Annotated in this window: 19 protein-coding genes, 2 rRNA genes and 1 pseudogene; 16 read left to right on the top strand and 6 right to left on the bottom strand. The window is 73.2% G+C overall.

Features of this window, described 5'->3' with window-relative positions:
• Positions 1–375 (top strand): 23S ribosomal RNA (locus tag ACFZAM_RS22670); the annotation flags it as partial.
• Positions 376–464: 89 nt separating this feature from the next.
• Positions 465–581 (top strand): 5S ribosomal RNA (gene rrf / locus ACFZAM_RS22665).
• Positions 582–682: 101 nt separating this feature from the next.
• Here the strand turns inward: rrf and ACFZAM_RS22660 are convergent.
• Positions 683–2,038 (bottom strand): hypothetical protein, encoded by a 1,356-nt coding sequence (locus ACFZAM_RS22660; RefSeq protein ID WP_391048649.1) that lies wholly within the window; start codon positions 2,036–2,038, stop codon positions 683–685.
• A gap of 15 nt (positions 2,039–2,053) precedes the next feature.
• Here ACFZAM_RS22660 and ACFZAM_RS22655 point away from each other — a divergent pair, with 15 nt between their 5' ends.
• A complete protein-coding gene (locus ACFZAM_RS22655) occupies positions 2,054–3,091 on the top strand; it encodes a hypothetical protein (RefSeq protein WP_391048646.1) in 1,038 nt (345 codons plus the stop codon).
• 142 nt (positions 3,092–3,233) lie between these two features.
• On the opposite strand, the gene ACFZAM_RS22650 is transcribed toward ACFZAM_RS22655, so the two are convergent.
• On the bottom strand, positions 3,234–4,511 hold the full coding sequence (locus ACFZAM_RS22650) for a DUF1015 family protein (RefSeq protein ID WP_391048644.1): 1,278 nt from the start codon (positions 4,509–4,511) through the stop codon (positions 3,234–3,236).
• Between the two features lie 75 nt (positions 4,512–4,586).
• Here ACFZAM_RS22650 and ACFZAM_RS22645 point away from each other — a divergent pair, with 75 nt between their 5' ends.
• Positions 4,587–5,606, top strand: coding sequence for an HAD-IIA family hydrolase (locus tag ACFZAM_RS22645; RefSeq protein ID WP_391048641.1), 1,020 nt, complete (start codon positions 4,587–4,589; stop codon positions 5,604–5,606).
• A 204-nt stretch (positions 5,607–5,810) separates the two neighbouring features.
• Here ACFZAM_RS22645 and ACFZAM_RS22640 read toward each other — a convergent pair whose 3' ends face one another.
• Entirely contained in the window at positions 5,811–6,713 is a 903-nt protein-coding gene (locus tag ACFZAM_RS22640; RefSeq protein ID WP_391048638.1) for a siderophore-interacting protein, read from the bottom strand.
• Between the two features lie 4 nt (positions 6,714–6,717).
• Positions 6,718–7,761 carry an ABC transporter substrate-binding protein gene (locus ACFZAM_RS22635; RefSeq protein WP_391048636.1) on the bottom strand — a complete coding sequence of 348 codons (1,044 nt, stop codon included), beginning with the start codon at positions 7,759–7,761 and terminating at the stop codon, positions 6,718–6,720.
• Positions 7,762–7,958: 197 nt separating this feature from the next.
• Between ACFZAM_RS22635 and ACFZAM_RS22630 the strand changes: the two genes are divergently transcribed.
• The 3 genes and pseudogenes from ACFZAM_RS22630 to ACFZAM_RS22620 form a co-directional block, all read left to right on the top strand.
• Positions 7,959–8,924: an iron chelate uptake ABC transporter family permease subunit gene (locus ACFZAM_RS22630; protein WP_391048679.1), complete on the top strand. Its 966-nt coding sequence runs from the start codon at positions 7,959–7,961 to the stop codon at positions 8,922–8,924.
• Positions 8,921–9,955 carry an iron chelate uptake ABC transporter family permease subunit gene (locus tag ACFZAM_RS22625; protein ID WP_391048633.1) on the top strand — a complete coding sequence of 345 codons (1,035 nt, stop codon included), beginning with the start codon at positions 8,921–8,923 and terminating at the stop codon, positions 9,953–9,955. Before ACFZAM_RS22630 ends, ACFZAM_RS22625 begins: the two co-directional genes overlap by 4 nt.
• Before the next feature lie 254 nt (positions 9,956–10,209).
• Positions 10,210–11,007 (top strand): annotated as a pseudogene (locus ACFZAM_RS22620) (ABC transporter ATP-binding protein); the annotation flags it as partial.
• A gap of 250 nt (positions 11,008–11,257) precedes the next feature.
• On the opposite strand, the gene ACFZAM_RS22615 reads toward ACFZAM_RS22620, so the two are convergent.
• Positions 11,258–11,605 (bottom strand): SCP2 sterol-binding domain-containing protein, encoded by a 348-nt coding sequence (locus ACFZAM_RS22615; protein WP_355333615.1) that lies wholly within the window; start codon positions 11,603–11,605, stop codon positions 11,258–11,260.
• Positions 11,606–11,766: 161 nt separating this feature from the next.
• Between ACFZAM_RS22615 and ACFZAM_RS22610 the strand changes: the two genes are divergently transcribed.
• From ACFZAM_RS22610 to ACFZAM_RS22580, 7 genes are all read left to right on the top strand, one after another.
• Positions 11,767–12,861, top strand: a complete 1,095-nt coding sequence (locus ACFZAM_RS22610) for a histone (RefSeq protein WP_391048630.1) — start codon at positions 11,767–11,769, stop codon at positions 12,859–12,861.
• Positions 12,854–13,168 (top strand): hypothetical protein, encoded by a 315-nt coding sequence (locus ACFZAM_RS22605; RefSeq protein WP_391048627.1) that lies wholly within the window; start codon positions 12,854–12,856, stop codon positions 13,166–13,168. The genes ACFZAM_RS22610 and ACFZAM_RS22605 overlap by 8 nt, the downstream gene beginning before the upstream one ends.
• A 10-nt stretch (positions 13,169–13,178) precedes the next feature.
• A complete protein-coding gene (locus ACFZAM_RS22600) occupies positions 13,179–13,985 on the top strand; it encodes a TlyA family rRNA (cytidine-2'-O)-methyltransferase (protein WP_391048624.1) in 807 nt (268 codons plus the stop codon).
• Complete coding sequence (locus tag ACFZAM_RS22595; RefSeq protein WP_355333527.1) at positions 13,982–14,941, top strand: NAD kinase; 960 nt, start codon at positions 13,982–13,984, stop codon at positions 14,939–14,941. Before ACFZAM_RS22600 ends, ACFZAM_RS22595 begins: the two co-directional genes overlap by 4 nt.
• A gap of 376 nt (positions 14,942–15,317) precedes the next feature.
• Positions 15,318–17,069, top strand: a complete 1,752-nt coding sequence (gene recN, locus ACFZAM_RS22590) for a DNA repair protein RecN (RefSeq protein WP_391048619.1) — start codon at positions 15,318–15,320, stop codon at positions 17,067–17,069.
• Between the two features lie 760 nt (positions 17,070–17,829).
• The gene (locus ACFZAM_RS22585; RefSeq protein WP_391048616.1) at positions 17,830–18,675 is read left to right on the top strand and encodes a hypothetical protein; all 846 of its coding nucleotides are present in this window, start codon (positions 17,830–17,832) and stop codon (positions 18,673–18,675) included.
• A 141-nt stretch (positions 18,676–18,816) separates the two neighbouring features.
• Complete coding sequence (locus tag ACFZAM_RS22580; RefSeq protein ID WP_355333613.1) at positions 18,817–19,947, top strand: glycosyltransferase family 4 protein; 1,131 nt, start codon at positions 18,817–18,819, stop codon at positions 19,945–19,947.
• A 21-nt stretch (positions 19,948–19,968) separates the two neighbouring features.
• Here the strand turns inward: ACFZAM_RS22580 and ACFZAM_RS22575 are convergent, their stop codons facing one another.
• Positions 19,969–21,786: a glycoside hydrolase family 15 protein gene (locus ACFZAM_RS22575; protein WP_391048613.1), complete on the bottom strand. Its 1,818-nt coding sequence runs from the start codon at positions 21,784–21,786 to the stop codon at positions 19,969–19,971.
• A 591-nt stretch (positions 21,787–22,377) separates the two neighbouring features.
• On the opposite strand from ACFZAM_RS22575, the gene ACFZAM_RS22570 reads away from it, so the two are divergent.
• Complete coding sequence (locus tag ACFZAM_RS22570; RefSeq protein ID WP_391048675.1) at positions 22,378–24,048, top strand: CTP synthase; 1,671 nt, start codon at positions 22,378–22,380, stop codon at positions 24,046–24,048.
• Between the two features lie 74 nt (positions 24,049–24,122).
• Entirely contained in the window at positions 24,123–24,746 is a 624-nt protein-coding gene (locus ACFZAM_RS22565) for an NUDIX hydrolase (protein WP_355333518.1), read from the top strand.
• The last annotated feature ends 8 nt before the right edge of the window (positions 24,747–24,754 follow it).

The following is a 24,754-nucleotide window of genomic DNA, read 5'->3' as shown; positions in this document are numbered from 1 at the left end:
CTGGAGTCGGTCCCAAGGGTTGGGCTGTTCGCCCATTAAAGCGGTACGCGAGCTGGGTTTAGAACGTCGTGAGACAGTTCGGTCCCTATCCGCTGTGCGCGTAGGAGTCTTGAGAAGGGCTGTCCCTAGTACGAGAGGACCGGGACGGACGAACCTCTGGTGTGCCAGTTGTCCTGCCAAGGGCATGGCTGGTTGGCTACGTTCGGGAGGGATAACCGCTGAAAGCATCTAAGCGGGAAGCCTGCTTCGAGATGAGGACTCCCACCCCCTTTGAGGGGTTAAGGCTCCCAGTAGACGACTGGGTTGATAGGCCAGATGTGGAAGCCCTGTGAGGGGTGGAGCTGACTGGTACTAATAGGCCGAGGGCTTGTCCATTGTTGCTCGCGTTCACTGTGTGGTTCTGAAACAACCAGCCCACCACCACGCCCCTTCACCGGGGGTGTGGGGTGTGTGTTTCATGGTGTTTCGGTGGTCATAGCGTTAGGGAAACGCCCGGTTACATTCCGAACCCGGAAGCTAAGCCTTTCAGCGCCGATGGTACTGCAGGGGGGACCCTGTGGGAGAGTAGGACACCGCCGAACAATCTTTATGGACCCTCGGTCCTGGCCTAAGCGCTGGGACCGGGGGTCTTTTTTCGTTGTTCTTCGGTGCGCGTCCTCTCCGTCATGGCGAGAGACTCGCACTACAGCAGTACGATCCGACAGGAGTCACGTCGATGCCCAACTCGCCTGAAGACCGGCCCGAGCGTCCCGAACGCCGGGACTCGCGCCCGAACGGCGGCGGCGACCGCGGGGGTTACCGCAGCAGCGGTCCGCGGCGGGACGGTGACCGTCCCACCGGCGGCTTCCGTCGCGACGATCGACGTGACGACCGTCCGCGGGGCCCGCGCCGCGAAGACGACCGTGGCGGCTACCGCCCGCGCGACGACCGCCGCGACAGTGGTGGCCGTCCTCCGGCCGGCGGCGGCTACCGCCCCCGTGACGACCGCCCCCGTGACGACCGTCCGCGCCAGGACCGCCCCCGCGACGACCGCTCCGGCGGTGGCGGCGGTGGCTTCCGCCCGCGTGACGACCGGCCTCGTTTTGACCGTCCGCGTGAGGACCGTCCCGGCGGTGGCGGTGGTTTCCGTCGTGACGACCGTCCGCGTGACGACCGGCGTGACGACCGTCCCCGTGGCCCGCGCCGTGAGGACGACCGCGGCGGCTACCGCCCGCGCGACGACCGTCCCAGGGACGACCGTCCCCGTCAGGACCGGCCCGGCGGCGGTGGCGGTGGCTTCCGCCCGCGCGATGACCGGCCTCGTTTTGACCGTCCGCGTGAGGACCGTCCCGGCGGTGGTGGCGGTTTCCGTCGTGACGACCGTCCGCGTGACGACCGGCGCGATGACCGTCCCCGTGGCCCGCGCCGTGAGGACGACCGCGGCGGCTACCGCCCCCGCGACGACCGTCCCAGGGACGACCGTCCGCGCCAGGACCGCCCCCGCGACGACCGCTCCGGCGGTGGCGGCGGTGGCTTCCGCCCGCGTGACGACCGGCCTCGTTTTGACCGTCCGCGTGAGGACCGTCCCCGTGACGACAGGCCCCGTGACGACCGCCCCCGCTTCGACAGGCCGCGTGACGACCGGCGCGACGACCGCTCCGGCGGTGGCGGCGGTGGCTTCCGTCCCCGTGAGGACCGGCCGCGCTACGACCGCCCGCGTGACGACCGCCCCGGTGGCGGCGGTGGCGGGTTCCGCAGGGACGACAGGCCCCGCGACGACCGGCCCCGTTTCGACGGCCCGCGTGACGACCGCCCGCGCGGTCCGCGCCGCGACGACGACCGTCCCCGTTTCGACCGGCCCCGCGACGACCGTCGCGATGACCGCCGTGACGACCGTCCGCGTGGCCCGCGCCGGGACGACGACCGGGACCGTGGCGGCCAGGGGCGTCGCCCCGTGGTCGAAGGCCGCGGCCGGTTCGAGAACCGGGGCAGGGACGACCGCCGTGAGGAGCGGGAGCCCGTCCGCAGGCTGCCGATCCCTGACGAGGTCACCGGCCACGAGATCGACCCGAGCGTGCGCCAGGAGCTGATGAGTCTGCCGAAGACGCTCGCGGAGGACGTGGCGCGCAACCTCGTCATGGTGGCCCGGCTGCTGGACGAGGAGCCCGAGCAGGCGTACGCGTACTCGCGCGTCGCGCTGCGTCTCGCGTCCCGCGTCGCGGCCGTCAGGGAAGCGGCGGGCTTCGCGTCGTACGCCAGTGAGCGGTACGCCGAGGCGCTGGCCGAATTCCGGGCGACCCGGCGGATGACCGGCACCGTCGACCTGTGGCCGGTGATGGCGGACTGCGAGCGCGGTCTCGGCCGTCCGGAGCGCGCGCTGGAGATGGCGGGCGCCCCCGAGGTGCACAAGCTGGACAAGGCCGGCCAGGTCGAGATGCGCCTGGTCGCGGCCGGGGCCCGGCAGGACATGGGCCAGGACGAGGCCGCGGTGGTCACCCTCCAGAGCTCCGAGCTGGCGTCCAACGCCGTGCACCCGTGGACCGCCCGCCTGCGGTACGCCTACGCGGACGCGCTGCTGCGCGTCGGCCGTGAGCGCGAGGGCCGCGACTGGTTCGCGAAGGCGCTCGAAGCCGACCACAACGGCACCACCGACGCCTCCGACCGCCTCGCCCAGCTCGACGGCGTGGAATTCGTCGACGCCATCGACGAGGACGACGCGGCCGAGTCCGAGTCCGAGCCCCAGCGGCCGGACACGGCGGACGAGGCGGCGGACGACGAGCACGACGCCGACGACACGGACGACGACGTTTCGGACGACGACGTTTCGGACGACGACGTTTCGGACGACGACGTCTCCGACGAGGACGACGACGAGACCTCCGAGACCTCCGAGGAGCCCGTCGGCGGTACCGACGAGTCCGCGCAGGACGAGGACGACTCGGACGACGAGGACGACGACGAAGGCGCCCACGACGCAGAGGGCTCCGACGACGCCGAGAAGGCCGAGCAGAAGGCCGAGGCGGCCGACGGCGCCGCCCCGTCCTCCTTCCTCGACTCGCCGTTCCGCGAGCCCGCCGCACACGGCGAGCCGAAGAGCGACGACGAGGACTGACACCCGCACGCGTCCCACGTGAAAGGGCGGCATCCGCACACCGCGGGTGCCGCCCTTTCGTATGCCCGGCTACGACCCGGCCGCGCCTCGACTCCGCCCCACCTCCGACCCGGCTCCGCCCCGACCCGGACGAGGCGCCGGATCAGTCGAGTTCTACGCTGCGCATCACTAGTCCGCTCGCCGGTTTCGGGCCGAAGGACGTGGACTTGCGAGGCATGGTCACGCCCTGGCGGGCGAGGTCGCGGACGACGTCCTCGTGCACCGGGTGCATGAGGACGGCCGTGCCGTGCAGCCGTTCCGCGAGGCCGACGGCGGCGGCCGTGTCGTGGATGTAGCGGATGTCCTCGGGGGAGTCGGGGACCTTCCAGACATCGTCGAGCAGCAGGCTGTGCAGGACGGCGGCGTCCAGGCGGCGCCATCGCGCGGGGCGGTCGGTCGGTACGCCGCGCTCGATGGCCGCCGGGTCGGGCCGGTCCAGCAGGTGGAAGCCGCCGTCGCCCGCGAGCAGGAAGGCGTTGCCGTCGTCCGCGGCCTGCGCCAGCGCGTCGAGCGCGCCGTCCAGCGAAGGACCGGGCAGCGGCCGTACGCGGAAGGTGGTGCGGGCGGCCTCCAGTGCGTCGGCCAGCGGCAGCCGCGGCAGGACGCGGTGGATGGCACGTACCCGCAGCGGGTAGCGGGCGGTGTCGACCAGCAGGACGAGGCCGTAGTCCCAGGGGGTGCCGGGGCGGTGGGCCGACTGGAGCAGCCGGTAGGTCGCCCAGCGGTGGTGGCCGTCGGCGATCAGGGCCTGGTGGGACGCGAGATCGGCCTCGACAGCCGCGTGGTCGGCGGGGTCGGTGAGCGCCCACAGCCGGTGCCGTACCCCGTCCTCGGTGACCGTGGCCAGCAGCGGCTCGGCGTCGGCGGCGGTGCGGTCGATGACGGCGGCCGTCGCGTCGCCCTGGCGGTAGGACAGCAGCAGCGGCTCCAGATTGGCGCCGGTCGCGCGCATCAGGGCCGCGCGGTCGGCGACCGGGCCGGGCATGACGTCCTCGTGCGGCAGGACGACGCCGTCCTCCGGCGGTGTGAGCCGCAGTGCGCCGATCACCCCGCGCTGGAGGTGGTCGCCGTCGCGCTGTTCGTAGACGTAGAGGGCGGGCAGCGGGTCGGCGGCGAGGACGCCCTCGTCGAGCCAGGCGGTGAGGGTCCTGGCGGCCTTGCCGTGCCGGGCGGCCGGTGTCTCGGCCTCGGGGAGGATGAGCCGGACGACGTTGTGCGGGTCGGCCGTCTCCAACCGCCGCTGGCCGTCGGGGCGTACGACGACGTCGTACGGCGGTGAGGTCACCGCGGCCAGGCTGCCGACGCGCTGTCGTACGTAGCGGAGCCCGCGGAAGGGCTTCAGACGCAGGCCGTGCTCGCCGTTGAGTCCGGAGTTGGTCATCAGCGCATGCTATGTCCGGGGCGGCCATGAGGGATGATCGGGGTCATCGACGACACCCCGAGGAGCGAGCCCGTCATGACCCACCGGACCAGTCCGAACGGCACCGAAGGACCGCTGGACACGGCGTACGACACGGCGCTCCTCGACCTCGACGGGGTCGTGTACGCGGGCGGTGACGCCATCGCGCACGCGGTCGAGTCGCTGGCCGCGGCGAGCGGGCACGGGATGCGTCTCGCCTACGTGACGAACAACGCCTCGCGTACGCCGCAGGCCGTCGCGGAGCACCTCACGGACCTCGGGGTGCCCGCGGAGGCCGCCGAGGTGATCACCTCGGCGCAGGCGGTGGCGCGGCTGATCGCCGATCAGGTGCCGGAGGGGGCGAAGGTGCTCGCGGTGGGCGGCGAGGGGCTGTTCGCGGCGCTGCGCGAGCGCGGGCTGCGGCCGGTGGAGTCGGCGGACGACGAGCCGGTGGCGGCCGTGCAGGGGTACGGGCCCGACCTGCGGTGGTCGCAGCTCGGGGAGATGGCGTACGCGGTGAACCGGGGCGTGCCGTGGTTCGCGTCCAACACGGATCTGACGATTCCGAGCGCGCGCGGGATCGCGCCGGGGAACGGCGCGGCGGTGGAGGTCGTACGGATCGCGACCGGCGGTGAGCCGCAGGTCGCGGGGAAGCCGCTGCCGCCGATGCACCGCGAGACGGTGATCAGGACGGGGGCGAAGCGGCCCCTGGTGGTGGGGGACCGGCTCGACACGGACATCGAGGGCGCGTACGCAGGCGAGGTGGATTCGCTGCTCGTACTGACCGGGGTGACGGACGCGGCCCACCTGCTCGCCGCCGAGCCGCGCCACCGTCCCACGTATGTCGCCGCCGACCTGCGCGGGCTGCTGGCCGCGCAGCCGGAGGTCACGGCGGCCGACGGCGGCTTCCGCTGCGGGGGTTGGACCGCCTCCGCCGCCTCGGACGCGCTCGTGCTCGACGGTGACGGCGACGCGCTCGACGGACTGCGCGCGCTGTGCGCCGCGGCCTGGACGTCGGCGGGCGACGGCACATGCGGCCTGGACGCGGACAAGGCACTTGCGCGGCTGGGCCTTTGAGCCCGGCTGGGACTTTGCGGCGGGCCGGGGCTCGGAGGCGGGCCGGCGCTCTGAGCCCGGTCAGGGCTCTGAGGCGGGCTCCATGATGCGGGCCCGGCCCGGCACTTGAGCCCGGCTGACCCGCGCGGGCGCGTCTGACCGCGCCGCACCCGCCCGCCTGACGCGGTGCGCCATGCGGTGCGCGCCCCGTGGCGCGCGGCCGGGTCAGGCGTCCGCGTCCGCCGTGGCCTCGCTCTTCGCGCCCGCCTCGGCCTCGGCTCCGGCCTCGGCTTCGGCTTGCGCGACGGCCGCCGCCAGCAGGTCGTCCTCGGTGACGCCGTGCCGCCAGTAGCCGGTGAATTTGATCGCCTTGCGGTCGATGCCGCGGTCGTTGACCAGGTGGCGGCGGAGCGCGCGTGCCGAGGCGGCCTCGCCCGCGATCCAGGCGTAGGGGGTGCCGGAGGGCAGGTCCCCGGCGTCGCGGACGGCGGCCAGCAGCGCGGCGGTGCGGTCGGCGCCGGGGTGTTCCCGTACCAGCCAGGTGATGTCGGCGTCGGCGTCGGTAGTCAGCGGGATGCGGTCGTCGGGGTGGGCGACCTCGATCCAGACCTTGACGGGCATGCCCGCGGGCAGCCACTCCAGGATGCTCGCCACGGCGGGCAGCGCGGTCTCGTCGGCGGTCAGCAGCACCCAGTCGGTACCGGCGGGCGGCTGGAAGTCGACGCCGCCGTTGTCCTCGCCTGCCGGGGCGAGGATGCTCACCGGATCGCCGGGCTTGGCCTGTTGGGCCCAGCGGGAGGCGGGGCCGAGGTCGCCGTGCAGGGCGAAGTCGATGTCGAATTCCAGCGGGTCGCGGCGGACCGCGCGGATCGTGTACGTCCGCATGATGCCGCGGACGTCGGGGTCGAGGGCGCGCCAGTCGGCGTACCAGTCGGCGCCGAGCGGTTCCGGCAGCACCGGGCGGGTCTGGCCCCGCTGCGGCAGGAAGAGCTTGAAGCGCTGGTCCCGGCCGCCGCTCACGACGCCGGCCAGGTCGTCGCCGCCGAGCACGATCCGTACCAGAGTGGGCGACAGCCGCTCGGTGCGCAGGACGCGGGGGTGGAAGAAGAGGTAGGGCGCGGTGGACACGGCGTCAGCTCACCTTCTTCGCACCGGCGATGGCCTTGGTCAGCGCCTCGATCTGGGCGGCGCACTTGTCGTACGAGAAGATCGGCTCGCTCGGCCAGCCGATGACCTGTCCGGCCTTGACGGCGGCCAGTTGCGCCCAGGTGGGCTTGGCGGCCAGGTCCTTGGGCTGGAGGGTCGCGGTGCGGTTGTCGAGCATGATGATGTCGGGCTTGTACTTGTCGGCGTTCTCCCAGCTCAGCGTCTCGAAGAAGCCGCCTTCGACCTTGTCGGGGACGATGAAGTCGACACCGAGGCTCTTGTAGTAGCTGAGGTCGGACGCGGAGGGCGGGGTGGAGACGTAGAAGGAGTCGGCGCTGCCGGAGGCGGCCATCACCTTGATGCCGCCGGACGCCTTGGCGGCGGCGCGCAGATCGGCGGACGCCTTCTCGAAGCGGGCCTTGGCGGCGGCATTGGTGGTCGAGTTCATGTCCGCGCCCAGGGAGGCGGCGAGTTCGGCGTACCGCTGGAGCGGGGTGGTGATCGGGACGCCCTTGAGGCTGATGCCGACGCTGGGCGCGATGCCGAGGATCTTCTTGGCGCTCTCGTCCGGCACGTACCAGAGGGTCGGCGCCTCGTACATGTGGCTGATCAGCAGTTGGGGGGAGAGAGCCGCGTACTTCTCGATGTTGAACTCGCCCCAGGTGTTGCCGACCACGGTGAGCTTGCTGACGTCGAGGTCGCCCGCCTGGGCGTCGGCGCCGCCGCCCTTGACCGTGGTCGGGCCGAAGACGCCGACGCACTCGACGCCGTAGTCGTGCAGCGCGGCGGCGGCGCCGACGTAGGCGACCAGTTTGGCGGGGGTCTTGTCGAGCTTCACCGTGGTCTTGCGGTCGTCGGTGAAGGACCAGGGGCCCGCGGGGGTCTTGGCGCCGGAGTCCGCCGTGCCGCCGGAGTCGGCGCCCGAGTCCTTGGAGTCCTTGTCGGAGGAGCCGCCGCAAGCCGCGAGCAGGGCGCCGATACCGACGGAGCCGCCCACGGCGAGCACGCCGCGCCGCGACATTCCGGACATGGGTGAGAAACGAGGGGGATTCATCAAGACAGCCGCTCTGCTCGGAGTTGAGGTGGCCAGGTTAGGCTAACCTAATCACCGTGTTGGTCGATCGTCACTCCCCACCCGCTCCGGTCACCGGACAGCAGGTCGCCGGCCCACCGGCCGTCGAACGCCGCGGCAGCGTCGCGCGGGCGAACGCGAAACGCGCCGCCGGACTGCTCGCCGCCGTCGGCCTGCTGGTCGTCGTGGCCCTCGCGAGCATCGCCATCGGCGCCAAGGACATACCCGTCGACCAGGTCTGGCACGGGCTGTTCCACTACGCGGGCACCGACAACGACGTGGTGATCCGCAAACTGCGGCTGCCGCGTACGGTCCTCGGACTCCTCGTCGGCGCCGCGCTCGGTGTCGCGGGCGCGGCCATGCAGGCCCTCACCCGCAACCCGCTCGCCGACCCCGGACTGCTCGGCGTCAACGCGGGCGCCGCGGCGGCCGTCGTCTCCGCGATGAGCTTCTTCGGCGTGACCAGCATGAGCGGTTACGTGTGGTTCGCCCTCGGCGGCGCGGCCGTGGTCTCGGCGCTGGTCTACATCATCGGCGGCAGCCGGTCCGCGACCCCGGTCCGCCTCGCCCTCGCGGGCACCGCGGTCACCGCCGTGCTCCAGGGCTGGACGACCGCCGTCGAACTCAGCGACAACGCGGCCCTGGACCGGATGCGCTTCTGGCAGGTCGGCTCGCTCGCCGCCGCCGACATGGCGACCGTCCGCTACGTGACCCCGTTCCTCCTGGCCGGCGCCGTACTCGCGTTCATCAGCGGCCGGCCGCTCAACGCCGTCGCGCTCGGCGACGACACCGCCCGCGGCCTCGGGGCCAAACTGACCCGCACCCGCGTGCTGGTGATGATCTCCATCACGCTGCTGTGCGGCGCGGCCACCGCCGCCTGCGGGCCGATCGTCTTCATCGGCCTGATGGTGCCGCACGTCGTACGCGGCATCACCGGACCCGACATGCGCTGGATCCTGCCCTACGCGGCCGTGCTGTCACCGGTGCTGCTGCTCGGCGCTGACGTGGTCGGACGGCTCATCACCCGCCCGGCCGAACTCCAGGTCGGCATCGTCACCGCGGTCCTCGGCGGACCGGTCTTCATCGCCCTCGTACGCCGCCGAAGGATGGCCGAACTGTGAGAGAACCCGTACTGCGCACCCGCGGCGGACTGTCCGTCCGGTTCGACCGGCGCGCGGCCGTCGTCTCCTGCGTCCTGCTGCTCGCGGCCCTCGCCGTCTCCGTCGTCCTGATCGGCACGGGCGACTACGCCATCGCCCCGCTCGACGTCGTCCGCACCCTGACCGGACACGGCACCGCCGCCCAGGAGTTCATCGTCCGCGACCTGCGGCTGCCGCGGGTGATCGTGGCGCTGCTCGTCGGCGCCGCGCTCGGCATGGCGGGCGCCGCCTTCCAGACCGTCTCCCGCAACCCGCTCGGCAGCCCCGACGTCATCGGCTTCGGCCAGGGCTCCGCCGCGGGCGCGCTGATCGTCATCGTGCTGCTCAAGGGCAGCGCCTACCAGGTCTCCATCGGCGCGGTCGCGGGCGGACTGCTCACCGGCATCGCCGTCTACGTGCTGGCCTGGAAGCGCGGGGTGCACGGCTACCGGCTGGTGCTGATCGGCATCGGCGCCTCGGCCGTGCTGTCGGCCGTCAACAGCTATCTGCTGGTCAAGGCCGACTTCGTGGACGCCGCCCGCGCGATCGTCTGGATCACCGGCTCCCTCGACGGCCGCGACTGGGACCAGGTCTGGCCGCTGCTCGTCGCCTGCGGCGTCCTCATGCCCCTGTTGCTGTCCCAGGGACGCGCGCTGCGGATCAGCGAGATGGGCGACGACGCGGCGGCGGCGCTGGGCGTCCGCGTGGAACGCACCCGGCTGATCGTCGTACTCGGCGCCGTCCTGCTCACCGCGTCCGCCACCGCGGCGGCGGGCCCCATCGCCTTCATCGCGCTGACCGCGCCCCAACTGGCCCGGCGCCTGACCCGTTCGCCGGGTGTCTCGCTGCTGTCGTCCGCGCTGTTGGGCGCCGCGCTGCTCGTCGCCGCCGACCTGGCCGCCCAACGCGCCTTCGGCTCAGGCCAGGTGCCGGTCGGTGTCGCCACCGGCGTGCTCGGCGGCGGCTATCTGCTGTGGCTGCTGATCGCGGAGCGGAGGGCCGGACGGATATGAGGACGCGTACGGAACGCGAGGAGCGTACGGAGAACGCGCGGAGCGCGGTCGACCCGGAACGTACGCAGGGCACGTCGGACCCGGAGCGTACGCAGGGCACGTCGGACCCGGAGCGTATGCAGGGCGCGGCCGGCCCCGAGCGTACGGCGCTCACAGCGCGGCTGAGACCGCGCCGCGGCGGCCGACGGAAGCAGCCGCGGCCACCGGCAGACACCACCCGCCAAACCCCTTCGGCAGAACACGGAGCGTCCCGCATGACCCGCCTCGCCGCCGAGTCCGTCACTCTCGCGTACGACCAGCGGGTCATCGCGAAGGAGCTGTCGGTCGCCATACCCGACCAGTCCTTCACCGTCATCGTCGGACCGAACGCCTGCGGCAAGTCGACATTGCTGCGCGCGCTGTCGCGGCTGCTGAAGCCGGCCGCGGGCCAGGTCCTGCTGGACGGCCAGGCCATCGGCACGCTGCCCGCGAAGGCGGTCGCCAGGACGCTGGGGCTGCTCCCGCAGAGCTCGGTGGCGCCCGACGGGATCACCGTGTCGGGGCTGGTGTCGCGCGGCCGGTACCCGCACCAGGGGCTGCTGCGGCAGTGGTCGCCCGAGGACGAGCGAATCGTCGACGAATCGATGGCGGCGACCGGCGTCACCGCCCTGGCCGATCGCTATGTCGACGAACTGTCCGGCGGACAGCGGCAACGCGTCTGGATCGCCATGGCCCTCGCCCAGCAGACCCCGCTGCTGCTGCTCGACGAGCCGACCACCTTCCTCGACATCCAGCACCAGCTCGACGTGCTCGACCTCTGCGCGGAACTCCACGAACAGCGCGGCCGTACGCTCGTCGCCGTCCTGCACGACCTCAACCAGGCCGCGCGCTACGCCACTCATTTGATCGCCATGCGCGACGGCCGGATCGAGGCGCAGGGGCCGCCCGCCGAGATCATCACCGCGGAGCTGGTGGAGCGGGTCTTCGGGGTGCGCTGCCGGATCATCGAGGACCCGGAGAGCGGTACGCCGCTGGTGGTGCCCGCCGCGCGGCGGGCCGGTGCGGTGGCGGCCGGCGCGACCCTCACCGACGCCGAGCCGGGCCAGGACTCGGAACCGGCTCCCGGCGTCAAGTCCGGTACGGGTTCCGACCCCGTCGATTCCGTGCCCGGTTCCGGGCCTGGTTCCGTGCCGGGGGCCGGGTCTGATGCCGTGCCAGGCGCAGGGCCGGGCTCGGTGTCGGATTCCGGGTCAGGTGCCGCGCGTGACTCGGCGTCGGCAGCCGGTTCCGTATCCGTATCCGGTGACTCCGCGCCCGGCCCGCTTACAGCAGAGACCGCAGACGCAGGACGTCCCGCAGGCCGGCCTGGAGCTTGACCCGGCCGCTGCCCCACGCCTTGGCGAAGTTCAACTCGCCGCCGACCAGGGCGACCAGGTCGTCGCCCGACATGGTCAGCCTGATCTGCGCCTTGTCGGCGGGCGTGCCCGGCACGGTCGTCACGTCCTCGATCCGGCCGCCGGACAGCCGCCCCACGAAGGTCACGTCCAGATCGGTGATCCGGCAGCTCAGGGAGCGGTCCATGGCGGCGGCTGAGCGCACGCCGCCCTCGGCGTCGGCGAGGTTCGCCGCCAGTCGGTCGAGCGCGCTGCGGCACTCCTCGATCGTCGCCATCGGTGCGGTGTCCTTCTGGATCGTGCCGGATCGTGCGCGGTCCGCGCGCACGTCCGGACGACGCTACCGCAGCACCGCGGGGCACCGTGCTCGGGCCGCGGTCGCGATACGCGGTAGCGTCGTGACCGGATACGTCAACGGCGAGGCGAGGAGTGTGAGCGATGCGGGACGCGCTGCGTACCTGTCTACAGATCGCGGGCGGCCTGACCGAGGCCACCCGGCGGCGCACCATCGACGCGGCGAGGGAGCTGCTCGACCAGACGGGAATAGACGTCGACGCCGTCCAGCGCAGGATCGGCTCCGCCATTCCGGCCGAAGTCCAGACCCTCGCCGACGAGCTGATGGCCTCGGGCCGGGCCAACCGTGACCTGCTGCTCGGACTCATCCGTGACGAAGTCGACAAGACGATGAGCCGGGTCGGCCGCCTCGCCGACGAAGTGACGAAGGTCGGCGTCGTCCTCGAAACGCTCGAACGGCGCATCGGGAACCTGGAGTCCACCGACGAGGACACGGCCGACAGCGGTGCCGGGCAGGCCCGGCCCTCGGAGGCGGCTCCCCGGCGCGGCGCCGCCCCGCCGGTCCAGCACGTCAAGGTCGAGCCGGACGCGGCGCCCGCCGCCGCGCCCGCGAAGAAGGCGGCCCCGGCCGCGGCGACCGCTCCCAAGGGCACGGCGTCGACCGCGGTCCGCAAGGCGGCGGCGAAGAAGGCGCCTTCGGCGCGGAAGACGGCGGCCAGGAAGTCGGCGACGACTCCTTCTCCGGCCGCTCCGGCTTCCCCGGCCTCTCCGGCGGCGAAGAAGGCCGCCCCGACCCGGAAGACCGCCACCGCGGGTACGGGCCCGGCCGCCACGAAGACCGCGTCCGCCAAGAAGGCCGCGGCCAAGAAGACCGCGCCCGCGAAGAAGTCCGCCACCCGCAAGACCACTCCGGCCAGGCCCACCCCGGCCCAGGCGGCCCCTCCGGCGCCCGCGGCCCCCGCGACGCCGGAACAGCCGGAAGGCACCGCCCCGGCGAAGAAGGCGACGGCGAAGAAGGCGACACCCGAGAAGACGGTGGCCAAGAAGACGGCAGCCAGGAAGGCCCCCGCGGCGAAGAAGGCGTCCGCCGTCAAGAAGACCGCCGCGGTGAAGAAGTCGGCGACGGCCAGGACGGCCACGACGAAGAAGGCCGCGGCCAAGAAGGCGCCCGCCGCGAAGAAGGCCACGCCCGCGAAGAAGTCCGCACCGGGGCCTGAGGCGGGTAACGGCGGTGAGTGACCTCGATTTCGGGCCGTCCGGTGCCGCACCGGCACCGGACGGCGACGAGGCGCCGGACGCCGTACCGGCGCAGGACGCCGACGCGGTCGGACCGGCGTACGGAGCCGTTCACGCCCTGCCGGAGGCGGCCGGTCCCGTACCGCTCGGCGTGGTGCTGCGGGAGACGGGGAATGCCGACGTGGACGCGGCGGTTGCCCGGCTGTCGGACGCCGACGAACTGCCGACCGCGGGACACATAGAGGTGTACGAGGACGCGCACCGCGGATTGCGGGACGCACTCGCCGCGCTGGACGAGAACAGGAGCTGAACCGTACGTGGTGGCACGACGCCGACTCGACGCCGAGCTGGTGCGCCGGAGTCTCGCGCGCTCGCGGGAGCACGCAAGCCAGTTGATCGCCGCCGGGCGGGTGACCGTCGGCGGCGCGACCGCCACGAAGGCGGCCACGCAGGTGGAGACCAGCGCCGCCGTGGTGGTGGCGCGGGACGCCGACGAACCCGACTACGTGTCGCGCGGCGGCCACAAGCTGGCCGGCGCGCTCGCCGCGTTCCAGCCGCGCGGGCTGACCGTCGAGGGCCGCAGGGCGCTCGACGCGGGCGCGTCCACCGGCGGCTTCACCGATGTGCTGCTGCGGGCGGGCGCCGCCGAGGTCGTCGCGGTCGACGTCGGCTACGGCCAGCTGGCCTGGTCGTTGCAGAGCGACGACCGCGTCACCGTCAAGGACCGTACGAACGTCCGCGAGTTGACGCTCGACCACATCGACGGCACCCCCGTCGACCTGATCGTCGGCGACCTGTCGTTCATTCCGCTCGGTCTGGTGCTGCCCGCGCTCGTACGGTGCGCCGCGCCCGACGCCGATCTCGTACTGATGGTGAAGCCGCAGTTCGAGGTGGGTAGGGAACGACTGGGCAGCGGTGGCGTCGTCCGCAGCACCCAGCTGCGGGCCGAGAGCGTACGCAAGGTCGCCGCTCAGGGGGCGGAGCTGGGGCTCGGGGTGCTGGGCGTCACGGCCAGTCCGCTGCCCGGACCGTCCGGGAATGTGGAATATTTTCTGTGGCTGCGGGCCGGTGCGCCTCCTCTGGACCCGGCCGATGTCGACCGTGCTGTGGCGGAGGGGCCCCGTTGACCACCAAGACCGAATCCGGAACCGGATCCGAAGCCGGACGCGACGCGCAGTGCGGACCGGGCGGCGCCCGTACCGTCTTCCTGCTCGCCCACACCGGCCGCCCGGCCGCCATCCGCAGTGCGGAACGCGTGGTCAAGGGGCTGCTGAGGTGCGGGATCGGCGTACGGCTGCTCGCCGAGGAGGCCGCGGACCTGCCGCTGCCCGCCGAGGTCGAGCACGTCACGGAGCCGGGGCCCGAGTCCGTCGAGGGCTGCGAGCTGATCGTCGTACTCGGCGGTGACGGCACACTGCTGCGCGGCGCCGAATTCGCCCGCGCCTCCGGGGTGCCGCTGCTCGGCGTGAACCTCGGCCGGGTCGGCTTCCTCGCCGAGGCCGAGCGGGACGACCTCGACAAGGTCGTCGACCGCGTCGTCACCCGCGAGTACGAGGTCGAGGAGCGGATGACCCTCGACGTCCTGGTCCGCAACGACGGGCACATCGTGCACACCGACTGGGCGCTCAACGAGGCCTCGGTCGAGAAGGCGTCCCGCGAACGCCTCCTGGAGGTCGTCACCGAGGTCGACGGCCGCCCGGTCTCCCGCTTCGGCGGCGACGGCGTCGTCTGCGCCACCCCCACCGGCTCCACCGCCTACGCGTTCTCGGCCGGCGGGCCCGTCGTCTGGCCCGAGGTCGAAGCGCTCCTGATGGTGCCCATCAGCGCCCACGCCCTCTTCGCCAAGCCCCTGGTGACCTCGCCCCGCTCCGTCCTCGCCGTCGAGGTCCAGCCCAAGACGCCGCACGGCGTCCTGTGGTGCGACGGCCGCCGCACCGTCGAGCTTCTCGCCGGTGCCCGCGTCGAAGTCCGCCGGGGCGCCGTGCCCGTGCGGCTGGCCCGGCTCCACCACGCCTCCTTCACGGACCGTCTCGTCGCCAAATTCGCCCTCCCCGTCGCCGGATGGCGCGGCGCCCCCCAATAACCCGCCTGACGGCGGACCGTTCGATACGCGCAGGCGGGTGCCCGTCGCGGGCGTGAGGACAGGACGCTGCCCTTGCGCAGGGCCTGGTTCTTAGGGGCGCGGGGAACCGCGCGACCAGCCCCCACCGGGCCGTCGGCCCGAGAACAGCCGGTCTGCCCCGCTGGGGCCGGTGGTGCCCCGCGGGAGCGCTTCGGCGGGCCGCGCAGCCCCAGCCGCCCCTGAAAAGGCCGGTGTGCCGCCCCGGCGAAGAAGGGCCCGGGACCGCGCCTCGGAAGACGGTTGCCCACTCCACAAGGGTGACCCGTTCGGGGCCGAGCCCCGGAGATGCGCACCGCCCCCCGCAGGGGACCGTCGCGCGGCGGGGCGCAAACCTCGTATGGTCGTACCCGTGTTGGAGGAAATGCGAATCCGGTCGCTCGGGGTCATCGAGGACGCCGTGGTGGAACTCTCACCCGGCTTCACCGCGGTGACCGGCGAGACCGGTGCGGGCAAGACCATGGTCGTGACCAGCCTCGGCCTGCTCCTGGGCGGCCGGGCCGATCCTGCGCTGGTACGCATCGGCGCGAAGGCGGCGTCCGTCGAGGGCCGGATAACGATGGCCCCCGGCAACCGGGCCTCCGTACGGGCGGAGGAAGCGGGCGCGGAGCTGGACGACGGCGCGCTGCTGATCAGCCGTACCGTCTCGGCGGAAGGCCGCTCACGGGCGTTCGTGGGCGGCCGTACCGTCCCGGTCGGGCTGCTCGGCGAGCTGGCGGACGACCTGGTGGCCGTGCACGGCCAGACCGACCAGCAGGGCCTGCTGCGCCCGGCGCGGCAGCGCGAGGCCCTGGACCGGTACGCGGGCGACGCCGTCGCGGCGCCGCTGGCGAAGTACGGGTCGGCCTACCGCAGGCTGCGGGAGGTCGCCGCGGAGCTGGACGAGCTGACAACGCGGGCCAGGGAGCGCGCGCAGGAAGCGGACCTGCTGCGGTTCGGCATCGAGGAAGTGGCGGCGGCCGAGCCGGTCGCGGGCGAGGACACCGAACTGGCCGCCGAGGCGGCCCGCCTCGGCCACGCCGAGGCGCTGGCGAGCGCGGCGGCCATCGCGCACGCGGCGCTCGCGGGGAACCCGGAGGACCCGGAGGGCGTGGACGCGGGCACCCTCGTCGCGGGGGCGCAGCGCGCGGTGGACGCGGTCAGCGCGCACGACCCGGAGCTGGCGGGCCTGGCGGCCCGGCTCGGAGAGATCGGCATCCTGCTCGGTGACGTCTCGGGCGAGCTTGCGGGATACGCCGACAATCTGGACGCCGACCCGCTGCGGCTCGCGGCCGTCGAGGAGCGCAGGTCCGTACTGGCGCATCTGACGCGCAAGTACGGCGTCGACATCGACGGCGTGCTGGCCTGGGCCGAGGAGAGCGCCGCGCGGCTCGGCGAACTCGAGGGCGACGACGAGCGGATCGAAGGACTCACCGCGGAGCGGGACGCGCTCCGCGCGGAGCTGGGCGCGCTCGCCCAGGACCTGACCGACGCGCGGGGCGAGGCGGCGGACCGTTTCGCAGCCGCCGTCACCGCGGAACTCGCCGAGCTGGCGATGCCGCACGCCCGTGTCGGCGTCGCGATCCGGCAGACCGAGACGGCCGAGCCCGACGCCGGGATCGAGGTGGGCGGCCGGGCCGTGGCCTTCGGCCCGACCGGCGCCGACGAGGTGGAGCTGCAACTGGCCCCGCACCCCGGCTCCCCGGCCCGGCCGATCGCCAAGGGCGCCTCGGGCGGTGAGCTGTCGCGCGTCATGCTCGCCGTCGAGGTGGTCTTCGCCGGGTCCGACCCGGTGCCGACGTACCTCTTCGACGAGGTGGACGCCGGAGTCGGCGGCAAGGCGGCCGTCGAGGTCGGCCGCCGCCTGGCGCGCCTGGCCCGTACCGCGCAGGTCGTGGTCGTCACCCACCTCCCGCAGGTCGCGGCCTTCGCCGACCGGCAGCTCCTGGTCGAGAAGACCAACGACGGGTCCGTCACCCGCAGCGGCGTCACCATCCTGGAGGGCGAGGCCCGGGTGAAGGAGCTCTCCCGCATGCTCGCCGGTCTCGAGGACTCCGAACTGGGCCGCGCCCACGCCGAGGAACTCCTCGCCGCGGCCAAGGCGGCCCGCTGACCCCCCGACACCCCGGCCCGCTGCCGCCAGCCGCGTCGCCGAGCCCCTGACCGCCCCGGTCGAACGTGCCCAAGGTCTCGCGGCGGTCCGGCGCAGGCCGGGGCGGGAGCGCCAGCCGTGTCGCTGAGCCCCGACCGCTCCGCTCGGACGTGGACGGGGTCTCGCGGCGGTCCGAGGAGCGGGCCCGGACGCCGAGGTCCGGCTGCGCCGCCGGTCCTGGCGTGAGGTCGCGTGGCCGTCCGGAGGCAGGCCGGTGCCGCCGGGGGCGTCAGCCGTGGCGCTGAGGCCCGGCCGTTCCGGTCGGAGCTGCCCGAGGAGCGGGCCTGGGACCGCAGGTCCGGATGGCGACGTGCGGGTGCACCGCCCGGGCGGGCGGGGGGCGCGTGGCCGTCAGTCGTTGCGGCGGCGGGCGGCGGGCGGCGGGAGGGTGAGGGTCGGTCGGGTGGCGGCCTGTCGAAGGAGGCCGGGTGCGCCGGGGTGCGGCGAGGGCGGTACGGCACCTCGGCCGCGGAGGGCCCTTGGCGGTCCGGGACAGGGGCGGGGCCGGACGCGGCGCGTCGGTCGGGCGGGTCTGAGGGCCCTTGGTGGTCCGGGTCCGGAGGACATCGGCGCGGTCGGATAATGTGCCGCGCGCGGCGGGAGCGCGCGGAGACGGCTTTCCGGGGGCGTGGCGGGGAAGGCTGTGCGGGCCGGGTAATTGCGCAGCCGGGCGCGGCGGTTGGCCGCGAGCGGACGACGGCGACGACGTGGAGGCAGCGGGATGAGCAGGCGTGGCTGGAAGGGGCGGTCGGGACGGCTGTCCGTCGGCATGGCGGCGGCCGGTGCGACCCGCGCGGCCTACGCGGAGCTGCGCAGGCGGCCCCCGGTCGAGGCCCGGATGTGGCAGCGCAGCAACTACGCGGGGCGCGGTGTGGAGCTGTACGGCGGCCTGGCCGCCGCGGCCGGGGCCGCGACCGCCCTGGGCACCGCGCGCGGCCTGACCGTACGCTCCCGGATCGCGGCCGTCGGCGCCGCACTGGCCGCGGGCGCCTGCGGGGCCTACGACGACCAGGCCGGCTCGCCCGACGAACGCGGCTTCGGCGCGCATCTGAAGGCGCTGCGCGAGGGCCGGTTCACCTCGGGCGCCGTGAAACTCCTCGGCATCGGCGCGGCCGGGCTCGCCGCGGGCACCCTGCTCAAGGTGCGGCCCTTCGACCAACTGCTCGCGGGCGTCGTCATCGCGGGCAGCGCGCACGCGGTGAACCTGGTGGACATCTCGCCCGGCCGCGCCGCGAAGGCGGTCATCGCCGTCGGCGTGCCCGGCCTGCTGCGCCGCGGCCCCGCGGGAGTGCTGGCCGCGGCCCCCGTGGGCGCCGCGGCGGCCGTACTCGGCGACGACCTCAGCGAGCGGACGATGCTCGGCGACGGCGGCGCCCACGCGCTCGGCGCGGCGCTGGGCGCGGCGATCGTCGTCGCCAACGGCAGGACCGGGCTGCTGCTGCACGCGGCGGCGCTCATCGCGATGACCGCAGCGGGCGACCGGATCTCCTCCCACGAGCGGTTGTGGAACGCGCCCGGAGTGCGGCACGTTGACTCCTGGGGCCGCGTGGCACACCCGTATGGGTGATCCCAAGGGCGGGTGAGCGGGCCTGAGCGCGACCGTGACCGGTGACCCGCGGGTGCGGCCTGGCATCCTGGAGGGGTTGCCCGTACCCGCCAACACCCGCCGTCCCGTGCCGAGTCAGGAGCAGTGCCCCGCGTGAGCAGCATGTCCACCCCCTTCCAGGGGCAGCTCCACGCCGTGCACGTCATGGGCACGACGTCGGGAGCGCACGTCAGCTCGCTGGCGGGCGGGCTCGTGGCGCGGGGTGTCGCGGTCACCGTCTGCGGGCCCCCCGCCGCCGAGGCCGACTACGCCTTCTCCGGCACCGGCGCCCGCTTCGTACCCCTCGACATCGGCCGCAGGGCCGCCGCCGCCACCGACGCGCCCGCCGTCGCCGCCCTGCGCGCCGTCTTCTCCGGCGCCGGAATCGTCCACGCGCACGGTCTGCGGGCCGGACTGCTGGCCGCGATCGCGCTCGGCGGCCGCAGCACCCCACTGGTCCTCACCTGGCACGGCGGCGCCCCCGCGGAACACGACGGCGCGGGCCGCGCCGCGCTGCTGCGCTGGCTGGAGCGCCGGGCGGTACGCGGCGCCACCGTCGTCCTCGGCGTCTGCGCCGAACTCGTCGACCGGGCCCGCCACCTCGGCGCCAAGGACGTCAGGCTGGCACCGGCCGCCGTACCGCGCCCGGTCGCCCCGCCGCCGCGCCTGCCCGGCGACGGCGAGCGGCACACCCACAAGACCCGCGCCGAATTCGGCGCGATCGACCGCCCGCTGCTGCTGGCCGTCGGCCGCCTCGAAGCCCACAAGGGCTACGACCTGCTGCTGGACGCCGCCGCCCACTGGACGGGTCTCGAACCGCCGCCGCTGGTCGCCGTCGCGGGCGAGGGCAGTAGGCGCGCGGCCCTGGAGAAGCGGATCGAGGCGGAACAGCTCCCGGTGGTCCTGCTCGGCCGCCGCGACGACGTGCCGGAACTGCTCGCCGCCGCCGACCTCGTCGTGCTGCCCAGCCGCTGGGAGGCCCGCCCGCTGATCGCCCAGGAAGCCCTGCACGCGGGCGTTCCCCTGATCGCCACCGCCGTCGGCGGCACCCCCGAACTCGTCGGCGACGCGGCCGTCCTCGTCCCCTACGGCGACGCGGCGGCCCTCGCCCGCGCCGTCGTCACCCTGCTCGCCGACCCCGGCCGCCGTACGGCCCTGTCCGTGGCGGGCCGCGCCCAGGCCGCCACCTGGCCCACCGAGGACGACACGGTGGCCCAGGTGCTCAGCGTCTACGACGAGCTGACGCAGGTCTGACGGACCGAGGTCCGGGACCCGTTACGCGCGGAACGCCCCGGTGGCGGTGAGCCGCAGCGCCGTGTCGATCAGCGGCACATGGCTGAACGCCTGCGGGAAGTTGCCGACCTGGCGCTTGCGGCGCGGGTCCCACTCCTCGGCGAGCAGACCCAGGTCGTTGCGGAGCGCCAGCAGCTTCTCGAAGAGCTTGCGCGCCTCCTCGACCCGGCCGATCATCGCGAGGTCGTCGGCGAGCCAGAACGAGCAGGCGAGGAACGCCCCTTCGTCGCCGGGCAGGCCGTCCAGATTCTCCTCGCCGTCGGCGCCGCTGGAGACGGGGTAGCGCAGGACGAAGCCGTCCTCGGTCGACAGCTCCCGCTGGATCGCCTCGATGGTGCCGATGACCCGCTTGTCGTCCGGCGGCAGGAAGCCCATCTGCGGGATGAGCAGCAGCGAGGCGTCCAACTCCTTGGAGCCGTAGGACTGCGTGAAGGTGTTGCGCTCCCGGTCGAAGCCCTTCTCGCACACGTCGTAGTGGATGTCCTCGCGCAGCTCCTTGAGCCGCTCCAGCGGGCCGTCGACCTCGCCGGACTCGATGAGCTTGACGGTGCGGTCGACCGCGACCCAGGCCATCACCTTGGAGTGCACGAAGTGGCGGCGCGGGCCCCGGACTTCCCAGATGCCCTCGTCCGGCTCGTTCCAGTGCTTCTCCAGGTAGCGGATCAGCTTGAGCTGGAGGACGCTCGCGTAGTCGTTGCGGGCCAGGCCCGTCATGTGGCCCAGGTGCAGGGCCTCGGTGACCTCGCCGTACACGTCGAGCTGGAGCTGGTGGGCCGCGCCGTTGCCGATCCGCACGGGGGAGGAGCCCTCGTAACCGGGCAGCCAGTGCAGCTCGTTCTCGCCCAGCTCGCGCTCGCCCGCGATGCCGTACATGATCTGGAGGTTCTCGGGGTCGCCCGCCACCGCGCGCAGCAGCCACTCGCGCCAGGCGCGGGCCTCGTCGCGGTAGCCGGTGCGCAGCAGCGAGGACAGGGTGATCGCGGCGTCGCGCAGCCAGGTGAAGCGGTAGTCCCAGTTGCGGACCCCGCCGATGTCCTCGGGCAGCGAGGTGGTCGGCGCGGCGACGATCGCGCCGGTCGGCCCGTACGTCAGCGCCTTGAGCGTGATCAGCGAGCGCACCACCGCGTCCCGGTACGGCCCGGTGTACGTACACTGCTCGACCCACTCGCGCCAGAAGTCCTCGGTGGCGGTCAGCGACGCCTCGGGCTCCGGCAGCGAGGGCTGCGGCTTGTGCGACGGCTCCCAACTGATGGTGAACGCGATGCGGTCGCCGGGAGCGACGGTGAACTCGGAGTACGTCGTCAGATCCTGGCCGTAGGTGTCGACATCGGTGTCCAGCCACACGGAGTCGGGCCCGGCCACCGCGACCGTACGGTCGCCGACCTTGTGCACCCACGGCGTGATCTGCCCGTAGGAGAAACGCATCCGCAGGGCGGAGCGCATCGGGACGCGGCCGTGTACGCCCTCCACGATCCGGATGACCTGCGGTGCGCCGTCACGCGGCGGCATGAAGTCGATCACACGGACCGTGCCGCGCTCGGTGTCCCACTCGGACTCCAGCACCAGCGAGTCGCCCCGGTACCTGCGGCGCGTCGCGGCCGGCGGCTGGTCGTCCTTGCCGTGCGCGGGGCCGAGCCGCCAGAAGCCGTGCTGCTCGGTACCGAGCAGTCCGGCGAAGACGGCGGGCGAGTCGAACCGGGGGAGGCACAGCCAGTCGACCGTGCCGTCCCGGCAGACCAGTGCGGCGGTCTGCATATCACCGATGAGGGCGTAGTCCTCGATGAGCCCGGCCACGTGCAACTCCAGTCGAACGACAGGCGCCGCCCCCGCTGGGGACGGTCTTGCGGTCTGGGGATTTTGGACGAGCTCATGATCCGGGAACTGGGCGGGGATAGTGCCGTGCCGGTCGGCTCGTAGCAATGCGTCCGTGCAGGATACGTCGTCCGAGGAGGGCGTGCGCATGTCTCCGCGATCTTCGCTCCGCCGGTCGGGTGTACCGGCCCCGCGGCGGCTCCACGACGGCCCCGCGGCTGCGCTACAACGCCTTACTACGGCCTTACTACGGCCCTTCGACGGCGCTTCGACGGCCAGAAGAGCGCACGAAAGCTGCCCGAAGACCTCACGAAGACCTCACGAAGACCGCCCGGCGACCGCGCGATGGCCGTCCGGCGGCCGGGCGGAGGCCGGGCGGTGGCGGTCCGGAGTGGCGAAAGTCATCGGTCGTGCCCGCCGGCCGCCGTGGCGCATCATTCGGCGGCCGGGGTCGCTGATACCCTGGTAGCCCGTGGGCCGGTGGGATGAACCACTGAACCGCCGCGACGGCGCTCCCAAGCACGAACGCCGTCCCGACCCTCACCTCGCGACCACGGGAGCCCCCTCTTGGCAGCTTTTCTGAAGAATGCGCCGAAATCCACGACGAAGCACATCTTCGTCACCGGTGGTGTGGCCTCCTCTCTCGGCAAGGGCCTGACGGCCTCCAGCCTCGGGGCGCTGCTCAAGGCACGGGGCCTGCGGGTCACCATGCAGAAGCTCGATCCTTATCTCAACGTGGATCCGGGCACCATGAACCCCTTCCAGCACGGCGAGGTCTTCGTCACGGACGACGGCGCCGAGACCGACCTCGACATCGGCCACTACGAGCGCTTCCTCGACGTCAATCTGGCGGGTTCCGCCAACGTCACCACCGGCCAGATCTACTCCACGGTGATCGCCAAGGAGCGGCGCGGCGAGTACCTCGGTGACACCGTGCAGGTGATCCCGCACATCACCAACGAGATCAAGTCCCGTATCCGCCGGATGGCCACCGACGACGTGGACGTCGTCATCACCGAGGTCGGCGGCACGGTCGGCGACATCGAGTCGCTGCCGTTCCTGGAGTCGGTCCGCCAGGTCAGGCACGAGGTCGGCCGGGACAACGTCTTCGTGGTGCACATCTCGCTGCTGCCGTACATCGGCCCCTCCGGCGAGCTGAAGACCAAGCCGACCCAGCACTCGGTGGCCGCGCTGCGCAACATCGGCATCCAGCCCGACGCGATCGTGCTGCGCGCGGACCGCCATGTGCCGGACGCCATCAAGCGGAAGATCTCGCTGATGTGCGACGTCGACGAGGACGCGGTGGTCGCCGCGATCGACGCGCCCTCCATCTACGACATCCCCAAGGTGCTGCACACCGAGGGCCTGGACGCGTACGTCGTCCGGCGGCTGGACCTGCCCTTCCGCGATGTGGACTGGGCCCAGTGGGACGACCTGCTCAAGCGGGTGCACGAGCCCGCCCACGAGGTGAAGGTCGCGCTGGTCGGCAAGTACATCGACCTGCCCGACGCCTATCTGTCGGTGACCGAGGCACTGCGCGCCGGCGGATTCGCCAACAACGCGAAGGTGCACGTCAAGTGGGTCACCTCCGACGACTGCCGGACCCCGGCGGGCGCGGCGGCGCAGCTCGGCGACGTGGACGCGATCTGCGTGCCCGGCGGCTTCGGCGACCGAGGCGTCGAGGGCAAGGTCACCGCGATCACCTTCGCCCGTGAGAACCGCGTCCCACTGCTCGGACTCTGCCTCGGCCTGCAATGCGTGGTCATCGAGGCCGCGCGCAACCTCGCCGGGATCGCCGACGCCAACTCCACCGAGTTCGACCCCGGCACCGGACACCCGGTCATCTCCACCATGGCCGAGCAGCTCGACATCGTGGACGGCAAGGGCGACCTCGGCGGCACGATGCGCCTGGGCACCTACCCGGCGAAGCTCGCCGAGGGCTCCATCGTCCGCGAGGTCTACGGCGACCAGCCGTACGTCGAGGAGCGGCACCGCCACCGCTACGAGGTGAACAACGCCTACCGCGCCGAGCTGGAGAAGGCGACCGGCATCGTCTTCTCGGGCACCTCGCCCGACAACAAGCTCGTCGAGTACGTCGAGTACCCGCGCGAGGTGCACCCGTACCTGGTCGCCACCCAGGCGCACCCCGAACTGAAGTCCCGCCCCACCCGGCCCCACCCGCTGTTCGCCGGGCTGGTCAAGGCGGCGGTCGCGCGCCAGCAGCAGGACCCGCAGGAGCGGCAGGGCTGAAGGCGGCGTTACGGGAGCGGGCCCGGCGCCCGCTCCCGGTCACTCGGTACGGTCACGGACTCGGAAGGCGCAGCATGCTGAAGGACACTCAGGAGGAGTGGCGGGTCACCGTGACCTCCACGCCGTTCACCGGCAAGAAGACGTCGGTACGCACGGACGAGGTGGTCATGCCCGACGGCACCACCGCCGTCCGCGACTACCAGGTCCACCCCGGCTCGGTGGCCGTCCTCGCCCTCGACGACGCCGACCGCGTCCTCGTACTGCGCCAGTACCGGCACCCCGTACGGCAGAAGCTCTGGGAGATCCCGGCCGGACTGCTCGACATCCCCGGTGAGAATCCGCTGCACGCGGCCCAGCGCGAGCTGTACGAGGAGGCGCACGTCAAGGCCGAGGACTGGCGGGTCCTCACCGACGTCTACACCAGCCCCGGCGGTACGGACGAGGCGGTACGGATCTTCCTCGCGCGCGGTGTCTCCGAGGCGGACGGCGAGCGCTTCGCGGTCGCCGAGGAGGAGGCCGACATGGAGCTGGCCCGCGTCCCGCTCGCCGACCTCGTCAGCGGGATCCTCGCGGGCGACCTGCACAACAACTGCCTGGTCGTGGGCGTCTTCGCGCTCCAGGCCGCGATGAACGGCGCCGGTCTCGACGCGCTGCGGCCCGCCGAGTCGCCGTGGCCCGCGCGGCCCTTCACACCCTGACCGTCCGC

Source organism: Streptomyces sp. NPDC008079, assembly GCF_042957385.1.
Lineage (GTDB): Bacteria > Actinomycetota > Actinomycetes > Streptomycetales > Streptomycetaceae > Actinacidiphila.
The sequence above is the reverse complement of the archived record's forward strand: the minus strand, read 5'-3'. Positions and strand labels throughout refer to the sequence as shown.

Coding starts and splice junctions, on each gene's coding strand:
- ACFZAM_RS22650 (WP_391048644.1), bottom strand. CDS start 4,511: ATGACCAACTCCGGACTCAACGGCGAGCACGGCCTGCGTCTGAAGCCC.
- ACFZAM_RS22645 (WP_391048641.1), top strand. CDS start 4,587: ATGACCCACCGGACCAGTCCGAACGGCACCGAAGGACCGCTGGACACG.
- ACFZAM_RS22635 (WP_391048636.1), bottom strand. CDS start 7,761: ATGTCCGGAATGTCGCGGCGCGGCGTGCTCGCCGTGGGCGGCTCCGTC.
- ACFZAM_RS22615 (WP_355333615.1), bottom strand. CDS start 11,605: ATGGCGACGATCGAGGAGTGCCGCAGCGCGCTCGACCGACTGGCGGCG.
- ACFZAM_RS22610 (WP_391048630.1), top strand. CDS start 11,767: ATGCGGGACGCGCTGCGTACCTGTCTACAGATCGCGGGCGGCCTGACC.
- recN (WP_391048619.1), top strand. CDS start 15,318: ATGGTCGTACCCGTGTTGGAGGAAATGCGAATCCGGTCGCTCGGGGTC.
- ACFZAM_RS22585 (WP_391048616.1), top strand. CDS start 17,830: ATGAGCAGGCGTGGCTGGAAGGGGCGGTCGGGACGGCTGTCCGTCGGC.
- ACFZAM_RS22580 (WP_355333613.1), top strand. CDS start 18,817: ATGTCCACCCCCTTCCAGGGGCAGCTCCACGCCGTGCACGTCATGGGC.
- ACFZAM_RS22565 (WP_355333518.1), top strand. CDS start 24,123: ATGCTGAAGGACACTCAGGAGGAGTGGCGGGTCACCGTGACCTCCACG.